The sequence below is a fragment of the Thermosulfurimonas marina genome (genome assembly GCF_012317585.1).
GTDB lineage: Bacteria > Desulfobacterota > Thermodesulfobacteria > Thermodesulfobacteriales > Thermodesulfobacteriaceae > Thermosulfurimonas_A > Thermosulfurimonas_A marina.
Map to the genome: position 1 here is coordinate 1,087,922 of NZ_CP042909.1, position 22,318 is coordinate 1,110,239.

Genomic DNA, 22,318 nt, shown 5'->3' on the forward strand with positions numbered 1-22,318 from the left:
TTAACTCAGGGCGTAAGTCAGGAGATCAAAGGGCAGGGTGAGGTCCGCATTGCGCAGGATAATTCCTTCTTCCGGGGCTTCAAGGGGCTCCGGACCCAGGTTCAAGATGGCCCGCACTCCGGCCTCGCTCAGGCGACGGGCCATCTCCCGGGCCGGGGGCTCCTCCACGGTGAGCACCCCGATCTCCACCTCGGATTCCCTTACAATATAAGACATCTGATCCACAGAATAAACATAAACTTCCTGTACTATCCGGCCGATCCATTCCTCGCGCCAATCGAAGGCCGCCACAAAGCGCAGACCCATGCGCGAGAGACGACGGTCGGAAAGGAGGGCCAGTCCCAGGTCGTTTATTCCCGCGAGGGCTAGATGCCAGAGCCGGTCCCGCCCCAGGATGCGCTTGAGCTGTCGCTCCAGGGATTTTACCTGATAACCTACACCCCTTACCCCGAATCCTCCCAGGTAGCTCAAATCCTTGCGGAGTTGGGCCGGAGAAACCCCACAAAGACGGGCCAGCTCCTCACTGCGCACCAGCTCCCGCCCCTCTCGGGAAAGTCTTTCCAGAACCCGCACATAAAAGGCCAAACGATAAAGGGTGACCTCAGGAAGTCGGGGTTTCACCGGAAAGGACCCTGGGGATGTTTTCCGGATAAGGGGGCTGGATAATCCCCTTTTCGGTAATAAGGGCCGTGACGTAGGGGGCCGGGGTCACATCAAAGGCGGGGTTGAGCGCCGAAACTCCCCGGGGGGTGATCCTGCGGCCGGCACAAAGATGGACCTCCTCCGCCGCCCGCTCTTCAATAGGGATCCCCTCCCCGGAGAAACAGGTCAGATCGAAGGTGGAGGAAGGGGCGGCCACATAGAAGGGGATTCCGTTTTCCCGGGCCAGCACCGCCAGACTGTAGGTTCCGATCTTGTTGGCCACATCGCCGTTGGCGGCAATGCGGTCGGCCCCGACGATCACCGCCTGTACCCGCCCCCGGGCCATAAGGAACCCCGCGGCCGCATCCGGAATGACGGTTACCGGAATACCCACCTTGTGCAACTCCCAGGCCGTAAGGCGGGCCCCCTGGAGGTAGGGGCGGGTCTCGTCGGCCAGCACGGAAAGGCGTTTTCCGGCCTCTACCGCGGCCCGGATCACCCCCAGGGCGGTACCGTAGCCCCCGGTGGCCAGGGCCCCGGCGTTACAGTGGGTAAGGACCGTGCCCTCTTCGGGCAGAAGCCCGGCCCCCAGGGCCCCCATGCGGCGGCAGGCCTCAAGATCCTCTTCCCAGAGGGAAAGGGCCTCGGCCCGGAGGATTTCCAGCAGTTCCTGCGGTCCGGCCGCGGCTTCCGCCTCGGCACGCTTTACCATACGCTCGAGGGCCCAGAAGAGATTGACCGCCGTGGGGCGGGCCTTGGCCAGCCCTTGGGCTATGCGCTTTAGCCCTGAAAGAAAGGCCCTGCGGGTCCGGGCCCGGAGTCTCTCCGCGCCGAGCACCAGCCCAATGGCGGCGGTAATCCCGATGGCTGGGGCCCCCCGGACTACCATATCTTTGATGGCCCGGCGCACCTCCTGCCAGGTGCGACAGTGAACATAGACCTCGCGGGCGGGAAGTTTGCGCTGATCCAGAAGATAGAGCCCCCGGTCTGTCCAGCGCCAGGCGCAAAGGAGATCGGGATTTCGGGGCTGAAAGACCTTCATTCCTCAAGGAGCCTGGTAAGGATTTGATTGACCAGCTTGGGGTTGGCCTTGCCCTGGGTTTTGCGCATGACCTGTCCCACGAAAAAGCCGATCACCCCTTTCTTTCCGCTGCGGTACTTTTCCACCTCTGCGGGATTTTCCGCCAGCACCTCCCGGCAGACGGCCTCTAGGGCCCCCTCGTCACTTTCCTGCCGGAGGCCCTTTTCCTCCACCAGTTCTCCGGGGGAGCGCCCGGTGGCGTAGACCTCGGGAAAGATCTTTTTGGCCGCGGTGATGGAGATCACGCCCTCTTCCACCAGCTTGAGAAGCTCAACCACGTGTTCAGGCCTGAGGCGAGTTTCGTCGATCTCCTTTCCCTCCCGGTTGAGTTCCCTTAGGACCTCGGTCATGATCCAGTTGGAGACCTTTTTCGGCTGAGGAAAGAGTTTCACGCATTCTTCAAAAAATTCCGCCAGAGGCCGCGAGGCGGTAAGGATCTCCGCATCGTAGTCCGGAAGGCCATACTCTTCTACGAAACGAGCCTTTTTGGCGTCCGGAAGCTCGGGAAGCTCGGCCCGCACCCTTTCAATCCAGGCCTCATCTATGTGTAGCGGGACCAGATCCGGGTCCGGAAAGTAGCGGTAGTCGTGGGCCTCCTCCTTCCCGCGCATGGAATGCGTGGTTCCTGTGGCCTCGTCAAAAAGCCGCGTCTCCTGCACCACGGTTTTTCCTTCGAGAAGGAGCCCGATCTGGCGTTTGATCTCGTAGCGCAGGGCCCGTTCCACGTGCCGGAAGGAATTCATGTTTTTGAGTTCCACCTTGACCCCAAATTCCTGGGCGCCCTTGGGCCGTACGGAGACGTTGGCATCACAACGCAGGCTCCCCTCCTCCATGTTCCCGTCACAGATCCCCAAATAGCGCACGATGGTCCGCAGTTTTTTGAGGTAGGCCACGGCCTCTTCCGGACTGCGGAGGTCCGGCTGGCTTACGATTTCCAGCAGGGGCACCCCGGTGCGATTGAAGTCCACGTAGGAGACCGGACGGTGTTCATCGTGGACCAGCTTTCCGGCGTCCTCCTCCATGTGGATGCGCACCAGGCCGATCTTCTTGCGCCTTCCCTCCACTTCGATCTCGATGGCCCCTCCTTCGGCGATGGGGGCCTCGTACTGGGAGATCTGATAGTTCTTGGGAAGGTCCGGATAGAAGTAATGTTTGCGGGCAAAGATACAGACCGGATTGATCCGGGCCCCCACGGCCAGGGCCAGACGCAGGGCGAAGTCCACCACCCGGCGGTTAAGTACCGGGAGGCTTCCAGGCATTCCGGTACAGACCGGACAGGCGTGGTGATTGGGCGGGGCCCCGAAGCGGGTGGAGCAGCCACAAAAGATCTTGCTTGCGGTAAGAAGCTGGGTATGGACTTCCAGCCCGATGATGGCCTCAAATTCCATCTAGGGTGCCTCCCTCTGGAAACTTTTCACAAAGCTTAGCCTTTGGGGGAGGGACGGTCAACCGAAAGACGTTCTCGGAGGTGGGCCTGAAGCTTCCGGGCCACCGGACGGTTGAATCCCGGAAGGCGGGCAATTTCCTCCTCTCCGGCGGCCAGGATCTCCTCCGGCGAGGAGAAACGGGAAAGGAGGACCCTCTTGCGGCGCTCGCCGATTCCCGGAAGACCGTCCAGAAAACTCCGCAGGGATTCTCTTTCCCGGGTCTTCTGGTGAAAGGAGAGGACGAAGCGGTGGACCTCGTCGCGCACCCGCATGAGAAAACGCAGGACCTCTCCGTGTCGAGAGAGCTTAAGGGGATTCTTGCGCCCGGGAATATAGATTTTTTCTCCCTCATCGGCCCGTTCCTTGGCGAGGGCACAGAGGCCCAGTTTCTCCGAAAGGCCCAACTCTTCCACCACTTGACGGGCGGTCTCCAGATGCCCCTTGCCTCCGTCTATCACTAAAAGATCGGGGAGGTCTTTTTCTTCAAGGCCACGCTTCAAGCGCCTTTCCAGCACTTCGCGTAGCATAGCGTAGTCGTCCGGAATTCCGGAGACGGTGCGGATGTGATAGCGCCGATAGCGGGCCTTGTCGGGTTCTCCCTCAAAAAAGGCCACGATAGCCCCCACCGGGGCCGTCCCCTTGAGGCTTGAGAGATCCACGGCCTCCACCCGTTGAGGGATCACGGGAAGGCGCAGTACCGCGGCCATCTCTTCGGCCAACTCTTCCCAGGTACGCTCTCCTCGCAAGCGGGCCCTCAGGGCCTCTTCGGCATTCCGGCGGGCGGTCTCAAGAAGCCCTTTGAGGGTCGGATCTTCCTCCGGGGCCAGAATTTTTACCGGACCTCCCCGGACCTCCGAGAGCCACTCTTCCAGGATTTCGGCCCCCTCCGGCCGTTCCGGAAGGAGGATCTCTTCCGGGACCAGTTTGCCCTCGTCGTAGAACTGGGCAAGCACCGTCTCCCAGAGATTTTCTTCGGGCACCCCTCCCAGGTGAAAGATCTTGTGCCCCAGGAGTTTTCCCCGTCTTACGAAAAGCACGGCCCCGGTGAGCCGTTCTCCCTGGCGTGCCAGAGCAAAGGCATCGAGATCCTTTTCTTCGGGAAGGACTACGGCCTGGGCCTCGAGGGTCTTCTCCAGGGCCCGGAGGCGATCCCGCAGGCGGGCCGCTCGCTCAAACTCCAGCCTTTCGGCGGCCTTTTCCATCTCGCGCCGCAGGCCCTCAAGGAGATCCTGATTCCGTCCCGCGAGGAAGGCCACCGCCTGGCGGACGATCTTTTGGTAATCCTCGGCCCGGATGAGCCCCACGCAGGGGGCCGGACACTTTCCGATCTGGTAATAGAGGCAGGGGCGGGTCCGGCGGGCCATTTCCGCATTGGAGCAACGCCGAAGGGGAAAAAAGCGGGTGAGGGTGCGTACGGTCTCCCTCACCGCCCCGGCTGAAGGATAGGGGCCGAAATAAAGGGCCCGGTCTCCCCGGCGCTTGCGTCGAACAATGGTAAGCCGGGGGAATTTTTCCTGGAGATTGATCCGGATGAGGGGGTAGGCCTTGTCATCACGCAGAAGCACGTTGTAACGGGGACGATGGCGCTTGATAAGGTTGGCCTCCAGGATCAGAGCCTCTTTTTCGTTGCGGGTGACCACGATTTCCAGTTCCCGGGCCCGGGCTAGGAGATGGCGCACCTTGGGGGTGGAGGGGGTGAGATAGGAGGCCAACCGGCGGCGGAGATCGCGGGCCTTGCCCACATAGAGGACCGTCCCCCGTTCGTCCTTGAAGAGGTAGACCCCGGGGGCCTCGGGGATCTCTTTGAGCCTTTGCGGGCTAAGCTCCATGAACTTCGGCTAATACCGCCACGGCCCAGGCGGCCACGGCCTCCCCGCCGAAGACCCCCAGGCCCTCGGTGCTCTTGGCCTTGAGACCGATGCGGCCTTCGGGAATTCCCAGAAGATCCGCAAGCCTTCGCCGCAGGGCCGGATAATGGGGCCGGAGTTTAGGCTGATCGAGAAGGAGCACCAGATCCACCTGGTAAAGGGCCAGACCCTTTTCGGAGATCATCTCCAAGGCCTTCTGCAGAAAAAGGGAGCTTTCGGCCCCGGCAAACCGGGGGTCGGTCTCCGGAAAGAGGCTTCCCAGGTCGGGAAGACCCGCCGCTCCCAGAATAGCATCAGTCAAGGCATGCAGGGCCACATCCGCGTCGGAGTGCCCCAGCGGCCCCACCTCGCAGGGTATCTCCATCCCGCAAAGAATAAACTTCCGCCCTGGGACCAGACGATGCAAATCAAATCCCAGCCCCACACGCATGATTTTATGGTATCATGGGAAAACGAAAGCGCTATGCCTGATCATCGGTTTTATTACGTATATGTGGCCCGGCAGCCCATCCTGGACCGCAGGGGGCGTACTTTCGGGTACGAGCTCCTCTATCGCGAAGGCCTGGAGAACTTTTTTCCAGAAGGTAGCTTGCCGGAGGAGGAAGCCAGCCGTCGGGTATTGGTCAATGCCTTATTTCGTTTCGGCATTCGGGAGCTGACCTACGGCAAAAAGGCCTTCATTAATTTCACCCTGGAACTTCTTCGAAGCGGGCTAGTGCGGTATTTTCGTCCCCAACATCTGGTCATCGAGATCCTGGAAAGGACGAAAAACACTCCCGATCTCTTGGAGATCTGCCAGGAGCTTTATCGTAAAGGCTATGCCCTGGCCCTGGACGACTTCGATGGGCAGTCCCCCTTGAGAGAGCTTTTGCCCTACATGAAGTACATCAAGATTGATTTCCGAGCCCTTTCTCCGGAAAGCCGGGCGGCCCTGGCCCGGGAATTGGGAAGCGATTTCTATCTGGTGGCCGAAAAGATCGAAACCCGGGAAGAATACGAAGAGGCCCGGGATCTGGGCTTTCATTTCTTCCAGGGGTTTTATTTTGCCCGTCCCAAGATTTTGGCCTCTCGAGAGATTCCGGTCTTCAAACAGCATTATCTGCGCCTTCTGGGATTGCTTCAAAAGGAAGGGGACAATCTAGACGAAATCATAGAGGTCATCCAGGCCGAACCTTCTCTTACTCTGAAACTCCTGCGCTACATCAACTCGGCCTTCTTCGGCTTTCCGGTAAAGGTCCGTTCTGTAAGACATACCGCGGTGTTACTAGGAAAGGAGGGGTTGCGCAAATGGGGCTCTTTGGCCACCCTCTTTTTGCTGGCCGCAGATCAACCTCCGGAGTTGATCGTCCAGGCGGTGATCCGGGCCAAGTTCATGGAGTCTCTGGCCGAAAAGCTGGGGTTTTTCGAGCAAATGGAGGAGGCCTTCCTGGTGGGGCTCTTTTCTCTCTTAGAGCCCATAACCGATCAGCCCCTTTTCATGATCTTGAAAGAGCTCCCTTTGGAAGAAGACCTCAAGAAGGCCCTTCTGGGAGAGCCGGGGCCCTTCACTCCCCTTCTTTCCCTGGTGGAAAATTATGAGCGGGGGGTCTGGGAAAGGGTCCATCAAATCCTGACCGAACTTGATCCCTCCCTGAGAGAGATCCTTCCGGTGATGTATCGCGAGGCGGTAAAGTTTGCCCACCAGATCTTTGCTCTGGGCCGCAAATGAGCCTTCACTTTTACCTCCTGGGCATTGGCGGAATAGGGATGAGCGCCCTGGCCGGCCTTCTTAAGGCCCGAGGGTTTCAGGTCTCGGGGAGCGAGGGCGCGCCTCCCTCCCCTCCTGCCTCCCAAGTCCTCAAACGTCTAGGCCTAATCCCCTTTTGTGGATGGGATCCAGAACGCCTTGAAAAAATCTCCCCCGACTATGTGGTGGTGGGAAACGCCATCCGGCGGGATCATCCCGAAGTAGAGGCCGCCCGGAGGCAGGGACTCCCCCTCCTTTCCCTTCCCGAAACCCTGAAACGATTCATCCTCCCCGGGAAACTCCCCCTGGTGGTGGCCGGAACCCACGGAAAGACTACCACCTCCGCCCTCCTGGCCTTCGTCCTGGAAAGGCTGGGCCAAGAGCCCACCTTCTTCCTGGGCGGGCTTCTCCGGGATCGAGAACTTAATTTTGGCTCCGGAGAGGGCCCCTATGCCGTAGTCGAAGGAGACGAGTACGACTCGGCCTTCTTTGAAAAGACCCCTAAATTCTGGCACTACCGGGCTTTTTCGGCCATTCTTACCTCTCTGGAGTACGATCACGCCGATATTTATCCGGATTTGGCCAGCCTGGAGGCGGCCTTCAGGACCTTTGTGGAACTCCTGCCGGAAGAGGGGCTCTTGGTCTTCTGGGGGGATGCGGACCGGCTGGTCCGGTTGGCTGAAAGAAGCCGGGCCCGTCGGGTCTCCTACGGTCGCTCTCCGAAAAACACCTACCGTCTTCTGGAACGCACCCCTTTTCCTCGCGGACAGAAGGTGCGTTTCTGCGGCCCCCAAGGGGAGGGGACCTTCGATCTTCCACTTTACGGAGAGCACAATGCCCTCAATGCTCTGGCGGTCCTGGCCTTACTGGTGGAGCTGGGCCTGTCACCAGAAGAAGTGGCCCGGGCCCTGGGAGAATTTTGTGGGGTCTTGCGGCGTCAGGAAATCCTCTATCAGGGCCGGGTCACCGTGGTGGATGATTTTGCCCATCATCCCACGGCGGTGCGGGAGACCCTTTTAGCTCTGAAAGAGGCCTTCTCCCCCCGACGGATCTTCCTGATCTTTGAGCCCCGCACCAATACCAGCCGGCGCAGGGTCTTTTTGTCCGCCTACCAGGAGGTCCTCTCTCTAGCCGAAGCGGTGGTCTTAAAGCCTCCTCCGGGTCTAGAGAAGGTCCCGGAGGCCGAAAGGCTAGATCTTACGGCCTTGGCCCGAGGGCTTGAGGCTCGGGGACGAAGGGTGGGCTTCTTACAAAACGGGGTTTCCGACATCCTGGCGCTGGAGCCCAGCCCGGGAGACCTCCTAGTCTTTATGTCCAGCGCCTCTTTCGGAAAGATCTATACCGATCTGGTGAAGGCTTTGAAAGAGCGAGGTCTTTGAGGTGGCCCAGGAGTATGTCTTTAAACCCATCGGTTTTGTGCGTACCAAGGCCCGGGAAATTCCCCGCCACTGGAGTGTCTCCAAGGTAGAGGGGGAGCTAGTGATCGATCCGGCCTATGAGAAGGGCCTGCAGGATCTCCGTCCGGGAGAGCGTCTGGTGGTCCTTTTTGTCTTCGACCGGGCCGAGCCCTTTGGGCCGGACAAATTGTTACAGACCCCTCCCCATCGGCAGAAATCCCGGGGAGTCTTCAGCACTTGCTCTCCGGTGCGGCCCAATCCTATAGGCCTTTCGGTGGTGGAGATCCTGGAAGTTCGGGGTCCGGTAATCCGGGTGCGGGGGTTAGATATGTTCGACGGGACCCCCATCCTGGACCTCAAACCTTACAAGGGCTACGCCGCGGATGAATCTGGAGACCCTTAAGGAGGAACAGCGGCGTCTGGCCTCTCGGGCCCGTTTTACCCCTTTGGGCCGCACGGTAAAAAAGGTGGCTGGGGCGGATGTAGCCTACCCCGAAAAGGCTCGGGCCCGGGCGGCGGTGGTCCTCCTTTCCTGGCCGGAGCTTAAGCCCTTGGAAGAGGTGGTGGTCGAAGGGCCGGTAAATTTCCCTTATATTCCCGGCTATCTTTCCTTCAGGGAGGTTCCGGCCTTGCTTGCGGCCTTTGAGAAACTTTCGAGCCCTCCGGATTTGGTTTTTGTGGACGGACAGGGGCTGGCCCACCCCCGGGGCTGCGGGCTGGCGGTGCATCTAGGGGTCAGTCTGGGGCTTCCCACCCTGGGTTGCGCGAAAAAGCCCTTGATCAAGGATTTCGATCCGCCGGGGGACGAATTCGGGGCACGAAGCCCTATCTGGCTCGAGGGCCGGGTGGTGGGCTATGCGGTGAGGACCCGGGTAGGGGTAAAGCCGGTCTATGTCTCTCCGGGGCATCTCTTAACTCCGGAAGAGGCGGTGGAGTATGTGCTGGCTGCGGTGCGGGGCTTTCGCCTTCCAGAGCCCCTGCGACAGGCGCATCGTCTTTCCGTGGAGGCGGGCCGTGGCTAAAGTGGGGGCCATTTTGGCAGCCGCCGGAAGGGGGGTCCGTTTCGGAGCCGAAGTCCCCAAGCAATTTCTGGAACTGGGGGGCCGACCTGTTTTCTTATGGGGGCTTTCGGCCCTGGAAAGGCATCCCCGGGTGGAGGAGATCGTGGTGGCCGTCCCTCCGGGCTGGGAAGAAAGGGTGCGGGACTGGTGTGGGGAATTCCGGAAGGTCTCCAGGGTGGTGGCCGGAGGGGAGAGCCGGCAGGCCTCGGTTCGGCGGGCCTTTGAGGCCCTTTCTCCCGGGGTGGAGATCGTCCTGGTGCACGATGCGGCTCGTCCTCTGGTCTCTCAGGAGGTGATCTCCCGGGTGCTCGGGGAGATTGAGAAGCGGGGGGCGGCCCTCGCAGCCCTTCCGGTGAGAGATACGGTAAAACGGGTTTCGGAGGAGGGACGGGTGTTGGAGACCCTCTCTCGGGAAGGCCTTTGGCTGGCACAAACTCCGCAGGGGGCCCGCCGGGACTGGCTGGCCGAGGCCTTCCGGAAGGCAGGCCGGGAGGAATTCACCGACGAGGCCGCTCTGCTTGAGGCGGCAGGCTTTCCGGTCTTTGTGGTCCTTGGAGACCCGAGAAATTTTAAACTCACTTATCCCGAGGATTTTTCCCTTTTGGAGGCCTTTGGAGACTTGACAAGAATATAAATCTGTGGGGGTAATAAAGGAAAAAATTGCTTTCAAGGAGGGAGGAATGTTTGGCAAGGTGAAGAAAGGCTTGGCCGTTTTGGGTCTTTCGGGGCTTCTGTTGGTTCCGGTGGGTTGTGGTTTGAACCAAAAGGATCGGGCCCTTCTGGAACAGGCCATTCAGGCCTCTAAGGAGGCCCAGGCTGCGGCCGAGGAAGCCAAGAAGGCCCAGGCCCAGATAGAGGCGGAACTGGCCCGCATCGAGGCTGCGGCCAAACAGGCTGCTCTGGCCGCCGAAAGGGCCGACGCTGCAGCCAACCGGGCGGCCCAGGCCGCCGAAAGGGCTGATGCTGCGGCCGCCAAAATGGAGCGCATTTTCGAAAAGAGCCTGCGAAAATAGAAGATTTGGGGTCCTAACGGACCTTTCCCACCGCCGTTGGGACCCCGTTGGCCTTCTTCAGGACCTTGCGCACGGCGAAGAGGTCCAAAAAGAGGTCTTTTCCACTCTCCTTTTCAAGCCGGGCCGCCAGGCGAATCACTTCTAAGAGGGGCCCAGAGATCCTCTTTTCAAGGTCCGGAAAAACCTGGAGATAGATCTTTCCGTCTTTGATTCCCAATTTGATAGGCTGATAGAGGACGCGTACCGGGGTGCCTACCGGGACTAAGGGAAAAAGGGCGGCAATATCCTCGGGATAGAGACGGATACAGCCGTGGCTTACCCGGCGACCGATCCCCCAGGGTTTGTTGGTCCCGTGAAGGGCATAGGCCTCCCGGGAAAGGTAAAGGGCGTAATCTCCCAGGGGGTTTTCCGGACCTGGAGGGACCACCTCGGGAAGGGTAGGGTCCTCTTTACGTATGGATTCCGGGACATGCCAATAGGGATGTTCCTTCTTGCGGTAAACGGTGTAAACCCCCTCGGTCGTAAGGCGTCCCTCGGTTCCTACTCCTATGGGGGCGGTATAAACCACGGTCTCGCCGGCCTCTTGGCGAAAATAATAGAGACGCATCTCCGGAAGATTGACCAGGAGGCCCGTATGGGGGCCTTCGGGCAGGACAAACTTTTTGGGGATAAGCAGGCGTTTTCCCGGGGGAGGGAGCCAGGGATCCACCCCGGGGTTGGCCAGAACGATCTGATTGTAGCCCAGATCGTAGGCCCGGGCCACATCGAGCAGGGTCTCGTTTCCGGAGACCGTGTGATAAAGGATCTCCCCAAAGACTCCTTGTCCGGGCCTTAAGGGGTAACGATCTAGAGGGTAGGCCGTAGAGAATCCCGTTAGAAGAAGAACCAGTAGGCGAAGTGCAAGTTTCATGCTAGAAATTTTAAACCATGAGTCCTCAAGGCAAAGTCCGGGAGACCGTGCTCGAGCTCATTGGAAATACCCCTCTGGTCAAGCTTCGCCGCCTCCGGGTAAAACCTCGGGTAGAGATCTGGGTCAAGCTCGAGAGTTTCAATCCCGGAGGTTCGGTCAAGGACCGCATCGCCCTTTCTATGATCGAAGATGCCGAGGCCCGGGGGCTTCTTGGTCCGGAAAAGATTGTGGCCGAGGCCTCAAGCGGCAACACCGGAATCGGTCTGGCCATGGTCTGTGCGGTCAAGGGCTACCGGTGTCTTATCGCCATGCCGGAGTCGGCCTCCATTGAGCGCCGCAAGATCATGCAGGCCTACGGGGCGGAGATCCTCCTTACCCCTGCGGAAAAAGGGACCGACGGGGCCATCGAGGCCATCTATGAACTGGTGCGCCAGCATCCTGAGCAATATTACAATCCCGATCAATTCAATAATCCGGCCAACTGGCAGGCCCATTACCGCACCACTGCTCCGGAGATCTGGCGGGACACGGGGGGGCGTCTGACCCATGTGGTCTCGGCCATGGGCACTACCGGGACCCTCATGGGCCTGGCCCGGTACTTTCGGGAAAAGGCCCCCCAGGTGAAGGTCATCGGGGTGGAGCCCGTTCCCGGGCACAAGATTCAGGGCCTGAAAAATATGAAGGAATCCTATCCGCCGGGGATCTACGATCGTAAGCTCCCGCACGCCATCGTGAATGTAGATGATGAGGAGGCCTACGAGCTGGCCCGGCGCTTGGCCCGAGAGGAGGGCCTCTTTGTGGGGATGAGTTCCGGAGCGGCCCTGGCCGGGGCTTTTAAGGTGGCCCGGGAGATAGAAGAGGGTCTGGTGGTGGTCATCTTCCCCGATGGGGGCGAACGCTATCTTTCTACCCCTCTTTGGGTCTTTCCAGAACCTCCCAAACGGGAGGACTTCCGGCTTACCAATACCCTTACCGGGCGCAAGGAGGTCTTTGAGCCCTTGGAGCCGGGAAAGGTGGGGATCTATACCTGTGGCCCTACCCTCAATCGCCGGCCGCATCTGGGGCTTTACCGGCGGATGCTCACCGCGGACCTTTTGCGGCGCTGGCTTGAGGCCCGAGGTCTTTCCGTAACTCACGTGGTCAATCTCACCGACTTTGACGACAAGACCCTGGCGGCGGCCGAGGCCGCGGGTCGTCCCCTGAAGGAACTTACCGAAGAGATTGCCCGGGAATTCTTTGCGGACCTGGAGTTTCTCCGGATCAAGCCTGCCACCCACTATCCCCGGGTGAGCGAACACTTAGAGGATATGCTGGTCCTGGCTCGCCGACTCTTGGAGAAGGGGTATGCCTACGAAAAATATTCTTCCGTCTATTTTGATGTCTCCAAGCTTGCGGATTATGGACGGCTTTCCGGGGTGGATCCGGCGCGCCTGCGTCCGGGGGTCACCGTAGATCTTGACGAATACGAAAAGGACGCCCCGGCGGACTTTACGCTTTTCAAACGCGTGACCATTCAGGAGCTCAAACAGGGCTATTTTTTGGACACCGAATGGGGCAAGGTGCGCCCCGGCTGGCATATCCAGTGTGCGGCCATCGCCATGCGCTATCTGGGAGAGACCTTTGACCTGCATACCAGCGGCACGGATCTTCTTTTTCCCCACCACGAAAACGAAAGGGCCCTGGCCCGGGCGGCCACCGGAAAGGAACTCTGCCGCTACTGGCTCCATTCGGCCCTGGTGATGGTGGAGGGCAAGAAGATGTCCGTTTCCGCGGGAAACGAAGTCACTCTGGAGGAACTGCGACAGGCGGGATATTCTGGCCGAGAGATCCGCTTTTTCCTTTTGCGTACCCATTACCGTAAGCCTTTAAATTTCACCTGGAAGGCCCTTTCCGAGGCCCGCAGGGCCTTGCAGAACCTGGATCTCTTTTGTGGTTTATTGGCCGCGGCCCCGGAGGGTCCGGAGGCCCCCGAGCTCCGCAAGGCCCTTTCCGAGCTTTCCGAGGGCTTTGAGGCCGCCATGAACGACGATCTCAACACCCCGCAAGTGGTAGCCGGTCTCTTTCGCTTTTCCCGGAGATGGTATCCGGCGGTGGCCGGCCCTGGGGTGCCGAAGGATCTGCGAGAGGAAGCCCTGGCCGCGCTAGAGCGCCTCAACCAGGTGCTTGCGGTGCTGGTCTTTCCGGAGGAGGCCCGGAGCGAAGAGGTGCGCAGGAGGCTGGCCGCCCGGGAGGAAGCCCGGCGGAGGGGGGATTACGCCTTGGCCGACCGTATTCGAGAGGAGTTGCGGGCCGAGGGGTATCTGGTGGTGGACACCCCAGCCGGCCCCCGCGCCTTCCACCCCCCAGAAAAATAGGATCCGATCCTATTTTTTGCGACCATGACTTCCGGCAGCGCTTATTATTCCACGGTGCTTCGCGAGATCTACGAAAGGCTCTACCAGCACTTTGGCCCTCAGGGGTGGTGGCCGGCGGAATCCCCCTTTGAGGTTTGTGTGGGAGCCATCCTTACCCAGAATACCAACTGGCGCAATGTGGAGCGGGCCCTCAAAAACCTCAAAGAGCGGGGGTTGCTTGAGCCTCACAGGTTAGCCAAGCTTTCGGAGACGGAATTGGCGAATTTGATTCGTCCTGCAGGTTATTTTCGGGTCAAGGCTCGAAGGCTCAAGGCCTTTCTGGGCTGGCTTCTTGAACGCTGTGAGGGCGATCTTTCGGCCCTGGCGGAGATAGACACTGAGACCTTGCGCCGCGAGTTTTTGGAAATTCCAGGCATCGGACCGGAGACCGCAGATAGCATCCTCCTTTACGCTCTGGAGCGCCCGGTCTTTGTGGTGGACGCCTATACCAAACGCATCCTTGTCCGCCACGGATTAGTGACCGAGGAGGCCGATTATTCAGAGATTCAGGGAGTTTTTATGGAAAATCTTCCCCCGGAGGTCCCCCTTTACAACGAATATCATGCCCTTTTCGTGGCCTGCGGGAAACACTACTGTCTCCCCCGCCGCCCTCGCTGCCCCTCCTGCCCCCTCCGAGAAAAATAGGATCCGATCCTATTTTTTGCGAGGACGCCCTCGACGTTTTTCTTTGAACCCAAGGCGCTCCAAAAATTCTGGCGGTCCGAGCGGGCGGTTTTTCCGACTGTTCTGACGCAAGAAAGCCAGGAGTTCAGGGGATTCCGGTTGGTTGCGCCATTCTCGGTAGTATTCTAGGGCTTCCCGGGTAAAAGGAGGCTCCTCCCAAAAATAGGATCCGATCCTATTTTTGTTGGCCGAGGAATAGGGGTAGTCCTCGGGGGAAGCGGCTAATCCTGCCCTTACGGGATTGCGTTCGATATACCGCATGACTTTCCAGAGATAAGTTTCCCCATCTACTATGGAAGCGTGGTATTTGGCTCGCCACAATTGTCCCTCAATGGCGTATTTTTGGTTGTAATATTGGGTGTAAGAGACCAGGAGCCCTTGCATAAACTTAACCAATTGATCAGAAGACGTTGGAACAACTAATAAATGAAAATGGTTGGGCATCAAGCAAAAACACCACAGTTTTATTTCTCTTTTTCGTTTCAAGTTAGCTAAAATTTCCAAAAAGGTGCGATAATCTTCCTCTTCATGAAAACAGGTTTGCCCATGATTGGTCCTAGAGACTACATGATGGGGATATCCGGGGGCGATGATCCTGGGCCGGCTGGGCATACCCCCTCCTTAAAATAGGATCTGATCCTATTTTTAGGGAAGGCAGGGGAATTTGTCAAGAATTTTTGGAGGGGTTTTTCGAGGAATGTGAAGAGTAGCAAAGAGACAAAAATGGGATCGGATCCTATTTTTGATCCTATTTTTGGGTGAGGGCCAGGAGGAAGACGCCTCCCACCATGACCGCGGAGGCCAAAAACCTTATTCCGAAGTGTCTCTCGCGCAGGAAGGCCCCGCCCAAAAAGACTCCAAAGAGGATGCTGGTACGCTTTACCGCGATCATATAAGCCGCCGGGGCCAGACTTATGGCCTGCATGTGGCAGACCACCATGAGGGCCTGCGAGAGTCCCAGGAGGAAAAAGCCTAAAGGTCTTCGGCGGAAAAGAGGCAGGATCTTCTGCCCCGAGAGTATTCGCAGAAGGAGGGGCACCACCAGACCCAGGAGGATAAAGTAAAAGGAGGCAAACCAAAGGGGAGAAGAAAGAAGGATAGCCCTCTTCCCCAAAGCTGAGGTCACCGCATAAAGGGCGGCCACGGCCAGCATCAAAAGGGAGCCCCTTTCGCGCAAAAGCCCCTTTAGGGGAGCCAGAGGACCCTCCGAAAGATGGGGAAGATGCAAGAGGTAACTGCCCAGGACCACGAAAAGGATTCCGGCCACTCCCAGGGCCGAGGGTCTTTCCCCCAGGAGGAGAAAGCCCGTGCCGATGAGAAAGGCCGGGGTGAAGGCCAGAAGAGGTAGGGTGAGGGAAAGGGGGGAGACCCTGATAGCCTCCATGTAAAGAAAAAGGGCGGAGATCTCCAAAGGGAGAAGGGCAGCCAGGGTGAGGAGGAAGGCCGGCTTTTTGAGGACTTCCAGGGTGAAATAGAGATAGGGTCCGGGCTCAAATTTGAGGAAAATTACCCCCAGGAGAAAGGGCACCGGGGCCAAGGTGCGGACCAGGGCCATGGCCGCCATACCTTCGGTGGCAAAGTATTTCTTATTAAAAAAATCCCCCAAGGCCACAAAAAAGGCTGCCCCCAAGGCCAGGATCAACCAGAGGCCCATGCTTTTCTCCTCGCCGGATTCGGTCTATTTTAAACCAAGGAGGCCATAGAGTGGGACGGATAACCCTCGGGACCTGGAATGTTAATTCCCTAAATGCCCGGCTGGAACAGGTCAAAAAATACTTAACCGCGCGGGCCCCGGAGGTCCTTTGCCTTCAGGAGACCAAACTGCGCACCGAGGCCTTCCCTCGGGAGGTTTTTGAGCCCCTGGGATACAAAGTCTGGCATGCCGGAGGGCCGGGAAGAAACGGGGTGGCTATTTTGGGCCGCCTTCAGGGAGAGGAATCCTTCCGGGGGTTTCCCGGAGAGGAAGACCCTCAGGCCGAAGAAAGGGTGCTTGCGGTAAATTTTGGGCCCTTTACCGTAATTTCGGTCTATGTGCCCAACGGCTCTCCGGTGGGCTCCGACTACTTTCTTTACAAGCTGGAGTTTCTTTATCGCCTTCGGGAAACCCTCGAGCGGCACTTCGACCCCCAAAGGGACCTTCTGGCCCTTTGCGGGGATTTCAACGTGGCCCCGGAGCCTCTCGATGTTTACGATCCAGAGCTCCTGGAGGGCCAGATCTGTTTCCATGAAAGAGAAAGGGCCGCCTTTCGGGTGCTCCTGGAGTGGGGACTTCTTGATGCCCTACGGCTCAAGCACCCCGACCGCCCGGGGCTTTATACCTGGTGGGACTATCAGTTTGGAGCCTTTAAGGCCAACCGGGGAATGCGCCTGGACCACATCCTAGTTACCCGGCCTCTGGCCGAACACCTCCGAGACTCTTACGTGGATCGGGAGCCCCGCGGCTGGAAAAGGCCTTCGGATCACGCTCCGGTGATAACGGTCTTCGAGCTACCGGACTAAGTCTCCATACTTTTCCAGAATGCGCTTGACCACGATGTGGGCCGTGTTGAAGGCGGCCATGATGCTGCCCTTCTCCAGGGCAATGTCTCCGGCCAGGAAGACCCCCGGCAGGTTGGTTTCGTAATATTTATCTATCTTCGGGCGGCTGTCCTCGAATTCCACCCCGATACTTCGGAGAAAACCGGCCGGAGTACTTCCTCCCAGGCAGTAATAAATGCGGTCAAAGACCATCTCCCGGCCGTCCTTGAAGACCACCTTTACCCCCTCCGGGGCCGCCTCCAGGTGATCGATATCCGTATTAAGCATGAGTTTGACCCGGCCCTCTTCGGCCTTCTTTCCCAGGTTTTGAAGGTTCACGGGGTTGATCCGGAAGAACTTGGGGCGCCGGTAAGAAAGATAGACCTCCTCACAGCCCTCGCAGAGAAAACAGGCTGTCTCCGCCGCGGTATCTCCTCCACCCACCACCAAGACTTTTCCTCCGCGGGGACACTCACAAGGGGCCTCAAAAAAAACCCGATCCCGCACCTCCTTGGGGATGGGGTAATCGGGCTTGCGGGGCTTTCCGAAAATACCGATGGCGATGACCACGATGGGGGCCTCAAGCACCCACTCCGAGCCCGCCCTCAGGCGGTAGGTTCCGTCTGTTTTTTCCAGACCATTAATCTCCGTCTTGTAGCGGATGTCGAGGGCGTAGTCCTGGATATACTTTTCCATGCGCTTTAAAAATTCTTCCTTGCTTTCGGTCTCAAAAGAACAGAGGCCCAGAGGCTCTACCCGCATCTTGCGAAACACCGCATCTACCCGTTTCCCGGGACGATAGAGACGCTGGATGGTGTCGCAGAAGGTCTCCGCCTTCTCGAAGATGACTACCGGAGAGATACCCTGGGCCCGGGCCTCCACACCCACGGCGATCCCTGCCGGCCCGGCCCCTACTACCGCAATCTTAGCCTTTTCCATAAGCCAACCCCCCGAGACCGTTTTCGGGGGGCTAGCTTAGCATAACCCTAAGCCTTTTGAAAAGGGTTCACCGTGAGGACCGGACATGGGGCGGTCTTGACCACCTTCTCGGCCACACTTCCGAAAAGGGCCTTTTCCAGCCCCCGCCGTCCGTGAGTCCCCATGATGATGAGATCGGCCCCCTTTTCTCTGGCTACTTCACAGATCTTTTCCGCAATCTCCCCGGAGACCACCAGGGGTTCTACCTCCATCCCGGAGAAGTTTTGCTCCACAAATTCGGCCATGCGCTTTTGGGCCCCTTCGAAAAGATCCTTTTCCATCTTTTCCAGGGCCGCATGGGGCACATAGAAGCCGGCATAGCGCATGATATCTTCCACCACAAAGAGGACGATGAGTTTGGCCCCGAATTTTTCCGTAAAAAGCCGGGCATAACCAGCCACCCTTTCCGAGGCTTCCGTGAAATCCACAGGGAAGAGAATGGTTTTGATCTCGGCCATAGACACCCCCCTTCTTTGGATTAAATTCCTAGAGACATTTTAGCAAAGGGAGAGGAAAAATGATAGATCTCCACACCCATTCCACGGCCTCCGACGGCACTTATTCTCCGGCGGAGCTGGTGCATCTCGCGGTCCAAGAGGGACTTTCGGCCCTGGCCCTTACCGATCATGACACCGTGGAGGGGCTTTTCGAGGCCCAGGCCGAGGCCCAGGGGCTGGGGCTGGCCTTCGTGCCCGGGGTGGAGATCAGCGTGCGCTTTGAAGGCCCCGGGCACTGCCATGTCCTGGGCTATTTTGTGGATCCGGAGTCCGAAGGCCTTCGGGAAACCCTGGCCCTTCTTCAACAGGCCCGCTCCGAGCGCAACCTCCGCATGGTGGAAAAGCTTCAGGCCTTGGGTATCGAAATCACCCTTGAGGAGCTTAAGGAGAGGGCCGGTGGAGGGGAGATTGGCCGGCCCCATTTTGCGGCTCTCCTGGTGGAAAAAGGGGTGGTGCGCAAGGTAGAGGAGGCCTTTGAAAGATATCTCAAGAAGGGAGCCCCGGCCTACGTGCCCAAGGCCCGGCTCACCGAGGAGGAGGCCTTTTCCGCCATCCGCGCCGCCGGGGGACTTCCCGTCCTGGCCCATCCCTGGCACCTACACCTTTCTCCGGAGGCCCTCGCCCGCTATGTGGCCCGGCTCAAGGATTTAGGGTTGGCGGGAATCGAGGCCTATTACACGGATCATACTCCAGAGTTTACGAGTCTTTGTCTGGAGCTGGCCCGGCGTTTCGATCTGGTGGCCACCGGGGGAAGTGACTTTCACGGGCACAACAAGCCGGACATCAAGCTGGGGCGGGGCTTCGGGAACCTCCGGGTCCCCGAGGAATGTTACCGGCGGCTTCGGGAACGCTGGGAGAGTCGAGGAGGCGCCTGAGGGCCCGCAATTCCCACGAAGTTAAAGGGCGCATCTTTCCCGGAGGGAGGTCTCCCAGTTTAAGGGGGCCAAAGGCCACCCGCACCAGGCGCTTGACCCGGGAGCCCGCGGCCGCAAAGATCCTCCGCACCTCCCGCTTGCGCCCCTCATGAAGGCGCACCTCATAGACGCACTCCCGGCGGCTCCTTTTAACCAGACGCACTTCGTCGGGGAAGACCCGACGGCCTTCGATTTCCAGGCCTTCGCGCCGGATCCTTTCCAGAAGATCCTCCCGGGGCGGACGGGTGAGCCAGACCCGGTAGACCCGCGGGATGGCGTAACGGGGATGAAGGAGGCGCTGGGCCAGTTCCCCGTCGTTGGTAAGAAGGAGAAGGCCTTCGGAGTCCCGGTCGAGCCGGCCTACGGGAAAGACCCCCGGAGGAAGACCTCCCAGAAATTCGGCCAGAGTAGGCCGACCGTGAGGGTCGGAAAGCGCCGTAAGGTACCCGCGGGGTTTATGAAAAAGGTAATAGACTTTTTCTGGCAGACGCACCTCTTGCCCGTCCACCTCCACCCGGTCCCTTTCCGGGTCCACCCGGAAGGAAAGGTCCGTGACTACCTGGCCGTTGACCTTTACCCGTCCGGACCGCACCAGGTCCTCCGCCTTGCGCCGGGAGGTCACCCCGGCCCGGGCCAGAAACCGGGCCAGACGCATTTTTTGCTTCGCGGCCATGGGATTATGGTATCATTAAAAATATGGAACTACTTTATCGCTGGCAAAGCAAAGAAAAAGCCCGGCGGGAGGCCCTCAGACAAAAGGTGCTCTCTCGGACCCAGAGAGCCTTGGGAGAGTTATATTCCAGAATACCCTTTCGTCGGGCCTTCATTTTTGGTTCCCTGGTTCGTCCGGGAGCCTTCGGGGATCATTCCGATGTGGATATAGCCCTGGAAGGACTCCCTCCCGAACGTTTCTGGGAGGCCGTAGCCCTTCTTTCGGAGATCCTGGAAAGGGAGGTGGATGTTCTCCCTCTGGAGGAGGCCCGCTTTCGGAAAAAGATCGAAAAGGAGGGGATCTTGTGGAAGAGGCCTTAAGGGTTTTCATAGCCGAGTTGCGGGCTCAGAAAAAGGAAGTGGAGAAGATTTTTCGGAAGGTAGAGGACCGCTACTTTCAAATCCAGAAGGAAGCCACCCCGGAGCGGGTGGAGAGCCTGGCTTATCAGCTTCACAATCTTTATTGTGCGCTAGAGGATCTTTTTAAGTTAGTGGCCGGATTTTTTGAAAACCGGGTGGACGATAGTACCAGGTATCATCTCTGGCTTCTCAAACGTATGACCGTGGAGATCGAAGGACTGCGCCCGGCCCTTCTTTCCGAGGAGACCTTTCGGCTGATGAACGAATTGCGGGCCTTTCGGCACGTCTTCCGGCATGCCTATGCTTACGAATTGGATCCGGAAAGGGTGCGCCTCTTGGCAGAGAAGATGCCCCGCCTTCGGGGGCTTTTTGAGGCAGACTTTCAGAGGTTTGTCGCGGAGCTTTCTCGTGGATCTTAAAAATCTCGGGGAAGTGGTGGAGGAGTTTTCTCGTCGAAAGGGGGTCTGGGGGGAGCTCTGGGGCGAGCTCTCCCGGGGGCTTACCCTTGAAAGACGGGATGGCCGCCCGCACGCCCTTGAGCCCTGGCGGGAGGTCTCTCTGGCGGTACGGATTGTCCGGAAGGGGCGGGCCGGGCTCTCCTACACCACCCAGGCCAAGCCGGAGGCGGTGCGGAGGGCGGCCGAAAGGGCCTACGAGGCCGCGTGCTTTTCCGAAGAGGAGGCCGTGATCCCGGAAGGGGAGACCCTACCCGATCTCCCCTCCTTTTCCTCAGAGGCCTTTCCTTCCCCCGAAGAACTTGAGGCCGATCTAATTTCGGCGGAGGAGGCCGCCCGGGCCGCCTTTCCTGAAGTCCACCGTCTGGAGCGCGCCGTCCTTTCCTGCGGAGAGGAATCCCTTTTTATTTTTCAGACCCGGGGGATTTCGGCCACCTTTTCCCGTCCCTCCTGGAGTTTTCTCCTCAGCCTGGTGGCCCGGCGGGGGGAGGAGGAGCGCACCGGTTGGGAGTGGCGGGAGGTCGTGCGCCGAGAGGATCTTTCTCCGGAGGTCCTCGCCCGGCGGGCAGCGGAAAAGGCGGTGGCCCTTCTAGGGGCGGAAAAGGGGCCCTCAAGGCGCCTTGCGGGGCTCTTTCCCCCGGAGGCTGCCGTGGCCTTGTTAGAGACCCTTTCTTTTTCCTTTTGCGGAGACGAGGTGGCCAAGGGGCGTTCGCGCCTGGCCGGAAAGCTCGGCCAAAGGATCTTTTCCGAAAAGCTCACCCTGATCGACGATGGACTCTATCCCCGGGGACTGGAGAGCCGGCCCTTCGACGATGAGGGCTTTCCTCAGAAGCGCACCATCCTCCTAGATCAAGGGACGGTAGCGGCCTTCCTTTACGACGGGCTCTGGGGACGACGGGCGGGGAAGGCCTCCACGGGAAACGCCCGCCGCCCCTCCTTTAAGGCCCTCCCTCGGATCGCCCCCACCAACCTCTACCTGGTCCCCGGAGAAAGCCCTCTTGAAGATTTGCGAAGCGCGGAGCCGGTCTTTGAGGTGCGGGAAATCCTGGGCTGGCACACCGCAGACCCTATTTCCGGAGACTTTTCCGTGGGGGTCTCCGGCCTTCTTTATCAAGGAGGCCAGAGGCGTCCCCTCTCCGGCATGGCCCTTTCCGGAAACCTTTTCGAACTCCTTTCCCGGGTGGAGGCCCTGGGGAACGACCTTACCTTCTATGGTAGCCTGGGCGCACCCTCGCTTTTTATCCCCGATCTTGACCTTGCGGGAAGTTGAGGCTCAGCCGTGCTTGGCTTGAGGACGGCGACTTTCCCATTTAAGGGCCCCGAGGGCGATGATTACGGCCAAAAGGACCATACCCCATACGCCATACCAGGTAGAAATTTCACCCATTTAATCCCTCCCTTTCTTCGAAGTGTTTGTGCCAGCAATAAAGACCGCATAGGAAACAAAGGACAAAGGCGATCACTCCTCCTAGAAGGACCTCTCCCTCTATCGTTTCCTTAAGGAGGGCCTGAAATATCCAGCCCGCCACCACTACCAAGGCGAGCTTTAACAGAAAATCTCGGGACTTCATAAAGATCCCGCATATGTTACATTTTATCTTTCGAAAAAATAAAAGGCTAGCCTGGAAGGGGCTTCCCTAGATGAGGTGGATGATCCTGTGGAAAGACTTATTTTGTGGAGGGT

General features: G+C 59.0%; 25 protein-coding genes. 13 read left to right on the forward strand and 12 right to left on the reverse strand.

Features of this window, described 5'->3' with window-relative positions:
• Genes FVE67_RS05710 through ispF form a run of 5 tightly spaced genes read right to left on the reverse strand, consistent with a single transcriptional unit; the run spans position 1 to position 5,448 of the window.
• Entirely contained in the window at positions 1-621 is a 621-nt protein-coding gene (locus tag FVE67_RS05710) for a redox-sensing transcriptional repressor Rex (RefSeq protein ID WP_168719678.1), read from the reverse strand.
• On the reverse strand, positions 602-1,684 hold the full coding sequence (gene mtnA / locus FVE67_RS05715) for an S-methyl-5-thioribose-1-phosphate isomerase (RefSeq protein ID WP_168719679.1): 1,083 nt from the start codon (positions 1,682-1,684) through the stop codon (positions 602-604). Before mtnA ends, FVE67_RS05710 begins: the two co-directional genes overlap by 20 nt.
• On the reverse strand, positions 1,681-3,111 hold the full coding sequence (gene gatB / locus FVE67_RS05720) for an Asp-tRNA(Asn)/Glu-tRNA(Gln) amidotransferase subunit GatB (protein WP_168719680.1): 1,431 nt from the start codon (positions 3,109-3,111) through the stop codon (positions 1,681-1,683). Before gatB ends, mtnA begins: the two co-directional genes overlap by 4 nt.
• 35 nt (positions 3,112-3,146) lie before the next feature.
• The gene (gene uvrC, locus FVE67_RS05725; RefSeq protein WP_168719681.1) at positions 3,147-4,979 is read right to left on the reverse strand and encodes an excinuclease ABC subunit UvrC; all 1,833 of its coding nucleotides are present in this window, start codon (positions 4,977-4,979) and stop codon (positions 3,147-3,149) included.
• Complete coding sequence (gene ispF, locus FVE67_RS05730) at positions 4,969-5,448, reverse strand: 2-C-methyl-D-erythritol 2,4-cyclodiphosphate synthase (RefSeq protein WP_168719682.1); 480 nt, start codon at positions 5,446-5,448, stop codon at positions 4,969-4,971. Before ispF ends, uvrC begins: the two co-directional genes overlap by 11 nt.
• A gap of 33 nt (positions 5,449-5,481) precedes the next feature.
• Between ispF and FVE67_RS05735 the strand changes: the two genes are divergently transcribed.
• From FVE67_RS05735 to FVE67_RS05760, 6 genes are read left to right on the forward strand one after another with little or no spacing between them, the layout of a single operon-like run.
• Positions 5,482-6,726, forward strand: a complete 1,245-nt coding sequence (locus FVE67_RS05735; protein WP_168719683.1) for an EAL and HDOD domain-containing protein — start codon at positions 5,482-5,484, stop codon at positions 6,724-6,726.
• Positions 6,723-8,123 (forward strand): UDP-N-acetylmuramate--L-alanine ligase, encoded by a 1,401-nt coding sequence (locus FVE67_RS05740; RefSeq protein ID WP_168719684.1) that lies wholly within the window; start codon positions 6,723-6,725, stop codon positions 8,121-8,123. Before FVE67_RS05735 ends, FVE67_RS05740 begins: the two co-directional genes overlap by 4 nt.
• A 1-nt stretch (position 8,124) precedes the next feature.
• A complete protein-coding gene (gene tsaA, locus FVE67_RS05745) occupies positions 8,125-8,544 on the forward strand; it encodes a tRNA (N6-threonylcarbamoyladenosine(37)-N6)-methyltransferase TrmO (RefSeq protein WP_168719685.1) in 420 nt (139 codons plus the stop codon).
• Positions 8,525-9,163 carry an endonuclease V gene (locus FVE67_RS05750; protein WP_168719686.1) on the forward strand — a complete coding sequence of 213 codons (639 nt, stop codon included), beginning with the start codon at positions 8,525-8,527 and terminating at the stop codon, positions 9,161-9,163. The genes tsaA and FVE67_RS05750 overlap by 20 nt, the downstream gene beginning before the upstream one ends.
• Positions 9,156-9,836 carry a 2-C-methyl-D-erythritol 4-phosphate cytidylyltransferase gene (gene ispD, locus FVE67_RS05755; protein ID WP_168719687.1) on the forward strand — a complete coding sequence of 227 codons (681 nt, stop codon included), beginning with the start codon at positions 9,156-9,158 and terminating at the stop codon, positions 9,834-9,836. The genes FVE67_RS05750 and ispD overlap by 8 nt, the downstream gene beginning before the upstream one ends.
• Positions 9,837-9,882: 46 nt before the next feature.
• The gene (locus tag FVE67_RS05760; RefSeq protein WP_168719688.1) at positions 9,883-10,215 is read left to right on the forward strand and encodes a hypothetical protein; all 333 of its coding nucleotides are present in this window, start codon (positions 9,883-9,885) and stop codon (positions 10,213-10,215) included.
• A 13-nt stretch (positions 10,216-10,228) separates the two neighbouring features.
• Here the strand turns inward: FVE67_RS05760 and FVE67_RS05765 are convergent, their stop codons facing one another.
• A complete protein-coding gene (locus FVE67_RS05765) occupies positions 10,229-11,125 on the reverse strand; it encodes a L,D-transpeptidase family protein (RefSeq protein ID WP_168719689.1) in 897 nt (298 codons plus the stop codon).
• A gap of 17 nt (positions 11,126-11,142) precedes the next feature.
• On the opposite strand from FVE67_RS05765, the gene cysS reads away from it, so the two are divergent.
• Positions 11,143-13,479: a cysteine--tRNA ligase gene (gene cysS / locus FVE67_RS05770; protein WP_168719690.1), complete on the forward strand. Its 2,337-nt coding sequence runs from the start codon at positions 11,143-11,145 to the stop codon at positions 13,477-13,479.
• A gap of 24 nt (positions 13,480-13,503) precedes the next feature.
• Positions 13,504-14,163 (forward strand): endonuclease III domain-containing protein, encoded by a 660-nt coding sequence (locus FVE67_RS05775; protein ID WP_168719691.1) that lies wholly within the window; start codon positions 13,504-13,506, stop codon positions 14,161-14,163.
• A 9-nt stretch (positions 14,164-14,172) separates the two neighbouring features.
• Here the strand turns inward: FVE67_RS05775 and FVE67_RS05780 are convergent, their stop codons facing one another.
• Complete coding sequence (locus FVE67_RS05780) at positions 14,173-14,814, reverse strand: transposase (RefSeq protein WP_168719692.1); 642 nt, start codon at positions 14,812-14,814, stop codon at positions 14,173-14,175.
• Positions 14,815-14,950: 136 nt separating this feature from the next.
• Positions 14,951-15,856, reverse strand: coding sequence for a DMT family transporter (locus tag FVE67_RS05785; RefSeq protein WP_168719693.1), 906 nt, complete (start codon positions 15,854-15,856; stop codon positions 14,951-14,953).
• A gap of 50 nt (positions 15,857-15,906) precedes the next feature.
• Here FVE67_RS05785 and xth point away from each other — a divergent pair, with 50 nt between their 5' ends.
• The gene (gene xth / locus FVE67_RS05790; RefSeq protein WP_210534566.1) at positions 15,907-16,701 is read left to right on the forward strand and encodes an exodeoxyribonuclease III; all 795 of its coding nucleotides are present in this window, start codon (positions 15,907-15,909) and stop codon (positions 16,699-16,701) included.
• Here the strand turns inward: xth and FVE67_RS05795 are convergent.
• On the reverse strand, positions 16,690-17,658 hold the full coding sequence (locus FVE67_RS05795) for an NAD(P)-binding domain-containing protein (protein ID WP_168719694.1): 969 nt from the start codon (positions 17,656-17,658) through the stop codon (positions 16,690-16,692). The two genes, xth and FVE67_RS05795, sit on opposite strands and share 12 nt — an antisense overlap.
• Positions 17,659-17,705: 47 nt before the next feature.
• Positions 17,706-18,155, reverse strand: a complete 450-nt coding sequence (locus tag FVE67_RS05800; RefSeq protein ID WP_168719695.1) for a universal stress protein — start codon at positions 18,153-18,155, stop codon at positions 17,706-17,708.
• A 59-nt stretch (positions 18,156-18,214) separates the two neighbouring features.
• On the opposite strand from FVE67_RS05800, the gene FVE67_RS05805 reads away from it, so the two are divergent.
• A complete protein-coding gene (locus FVE67_RS05805) occupies positions 18,215-19,069 on the forward strand; it encodes a PHP domain-containing protein (RefSeq protein ID WP_168719696.1) in 855 nt (284 codons plus the stop codon).
• On the opposite strand, the gene FVE67_RS05810 is transcribed toward FVE67_RS05805, so the two are convergent.
• Entirely contained in the window at positions 18,978-19,781 is an 804-nt protein-coding gene (locus tag FVE67_RS05810) for a pseudouridine synthase (protein WP_168719697.1), read from the reverse strand. The genes FVE67_RS05805 and FVE67_RS05810 overlap by 92 nt on opposite strands.
• 23 nt (positions 19,782-19,804) lie before the next feature.
• Between FVE67_RS05810 and FVE67_RS05815 the strand changes: the two genes are divergently transcribed.
• The 3 genes from FVE67_RS05815 to FVE67_RS05825 are packed head-to-tail and all read left to right on the forward strand — an operon-like array spanning position 19,805 to position 21,904.
• Positions 19,805-20,140, forward strand: coding sequence for a nucleotidyltransferase family protein (locus tag FVE67_RS05815; protein WP_168719698.1), 336 nt, complete (start codon positions 19,805-19,807; stop codon positions 20,138-20,140).
• Positions 20,125-20,598: a ribonuclease toxin HepT-like protein gene (locus FVE67_RS05820; RefSeq protein WP_168719699.1), complete on the forward strand. Its 474-nt coding sequence runs from the start codon at positions 20,125-20,127 to the stop codon at positions 20,596-20,598. Before FVE67_RS05815 ends, FVE67_RS05820 begins: the two co-directional genes overlap by 16 nt.
• Positions 20,588-21,904 (forward strand): TldD/PmbA family protein, encoded by a 1,317-nt coding sequence (locus FVE67_RS05825; protein WP_168719700.1) that lies wholly within the window; start codon positions 20,588-20,590, stop codon positions 21,902-21,904. Before FVE67_RS05820 ends, FVE67_RS05825 begins: the two co-directional genes overlap by 11 nt.
• A gap of 109 nt (positions 21,905-22,013) precedes the next feature.
• Here FVE67_RS05825 and FVE67_RS05830 read toward each other — a convergent pair whose 3' ends face one another.
• Positions 22,014-22,205, reverse strand: coding sequence for a hypothetical protein (locus tag FVE67_RS05830; RefSeq protein ID WP_168719701.1), 192 nt, complete (start codon positions 22,203-22,205; stop codon positions 22,014-22,016).
• Positions 22,206-22,318 lie beyond the last annotated feature (113 nt).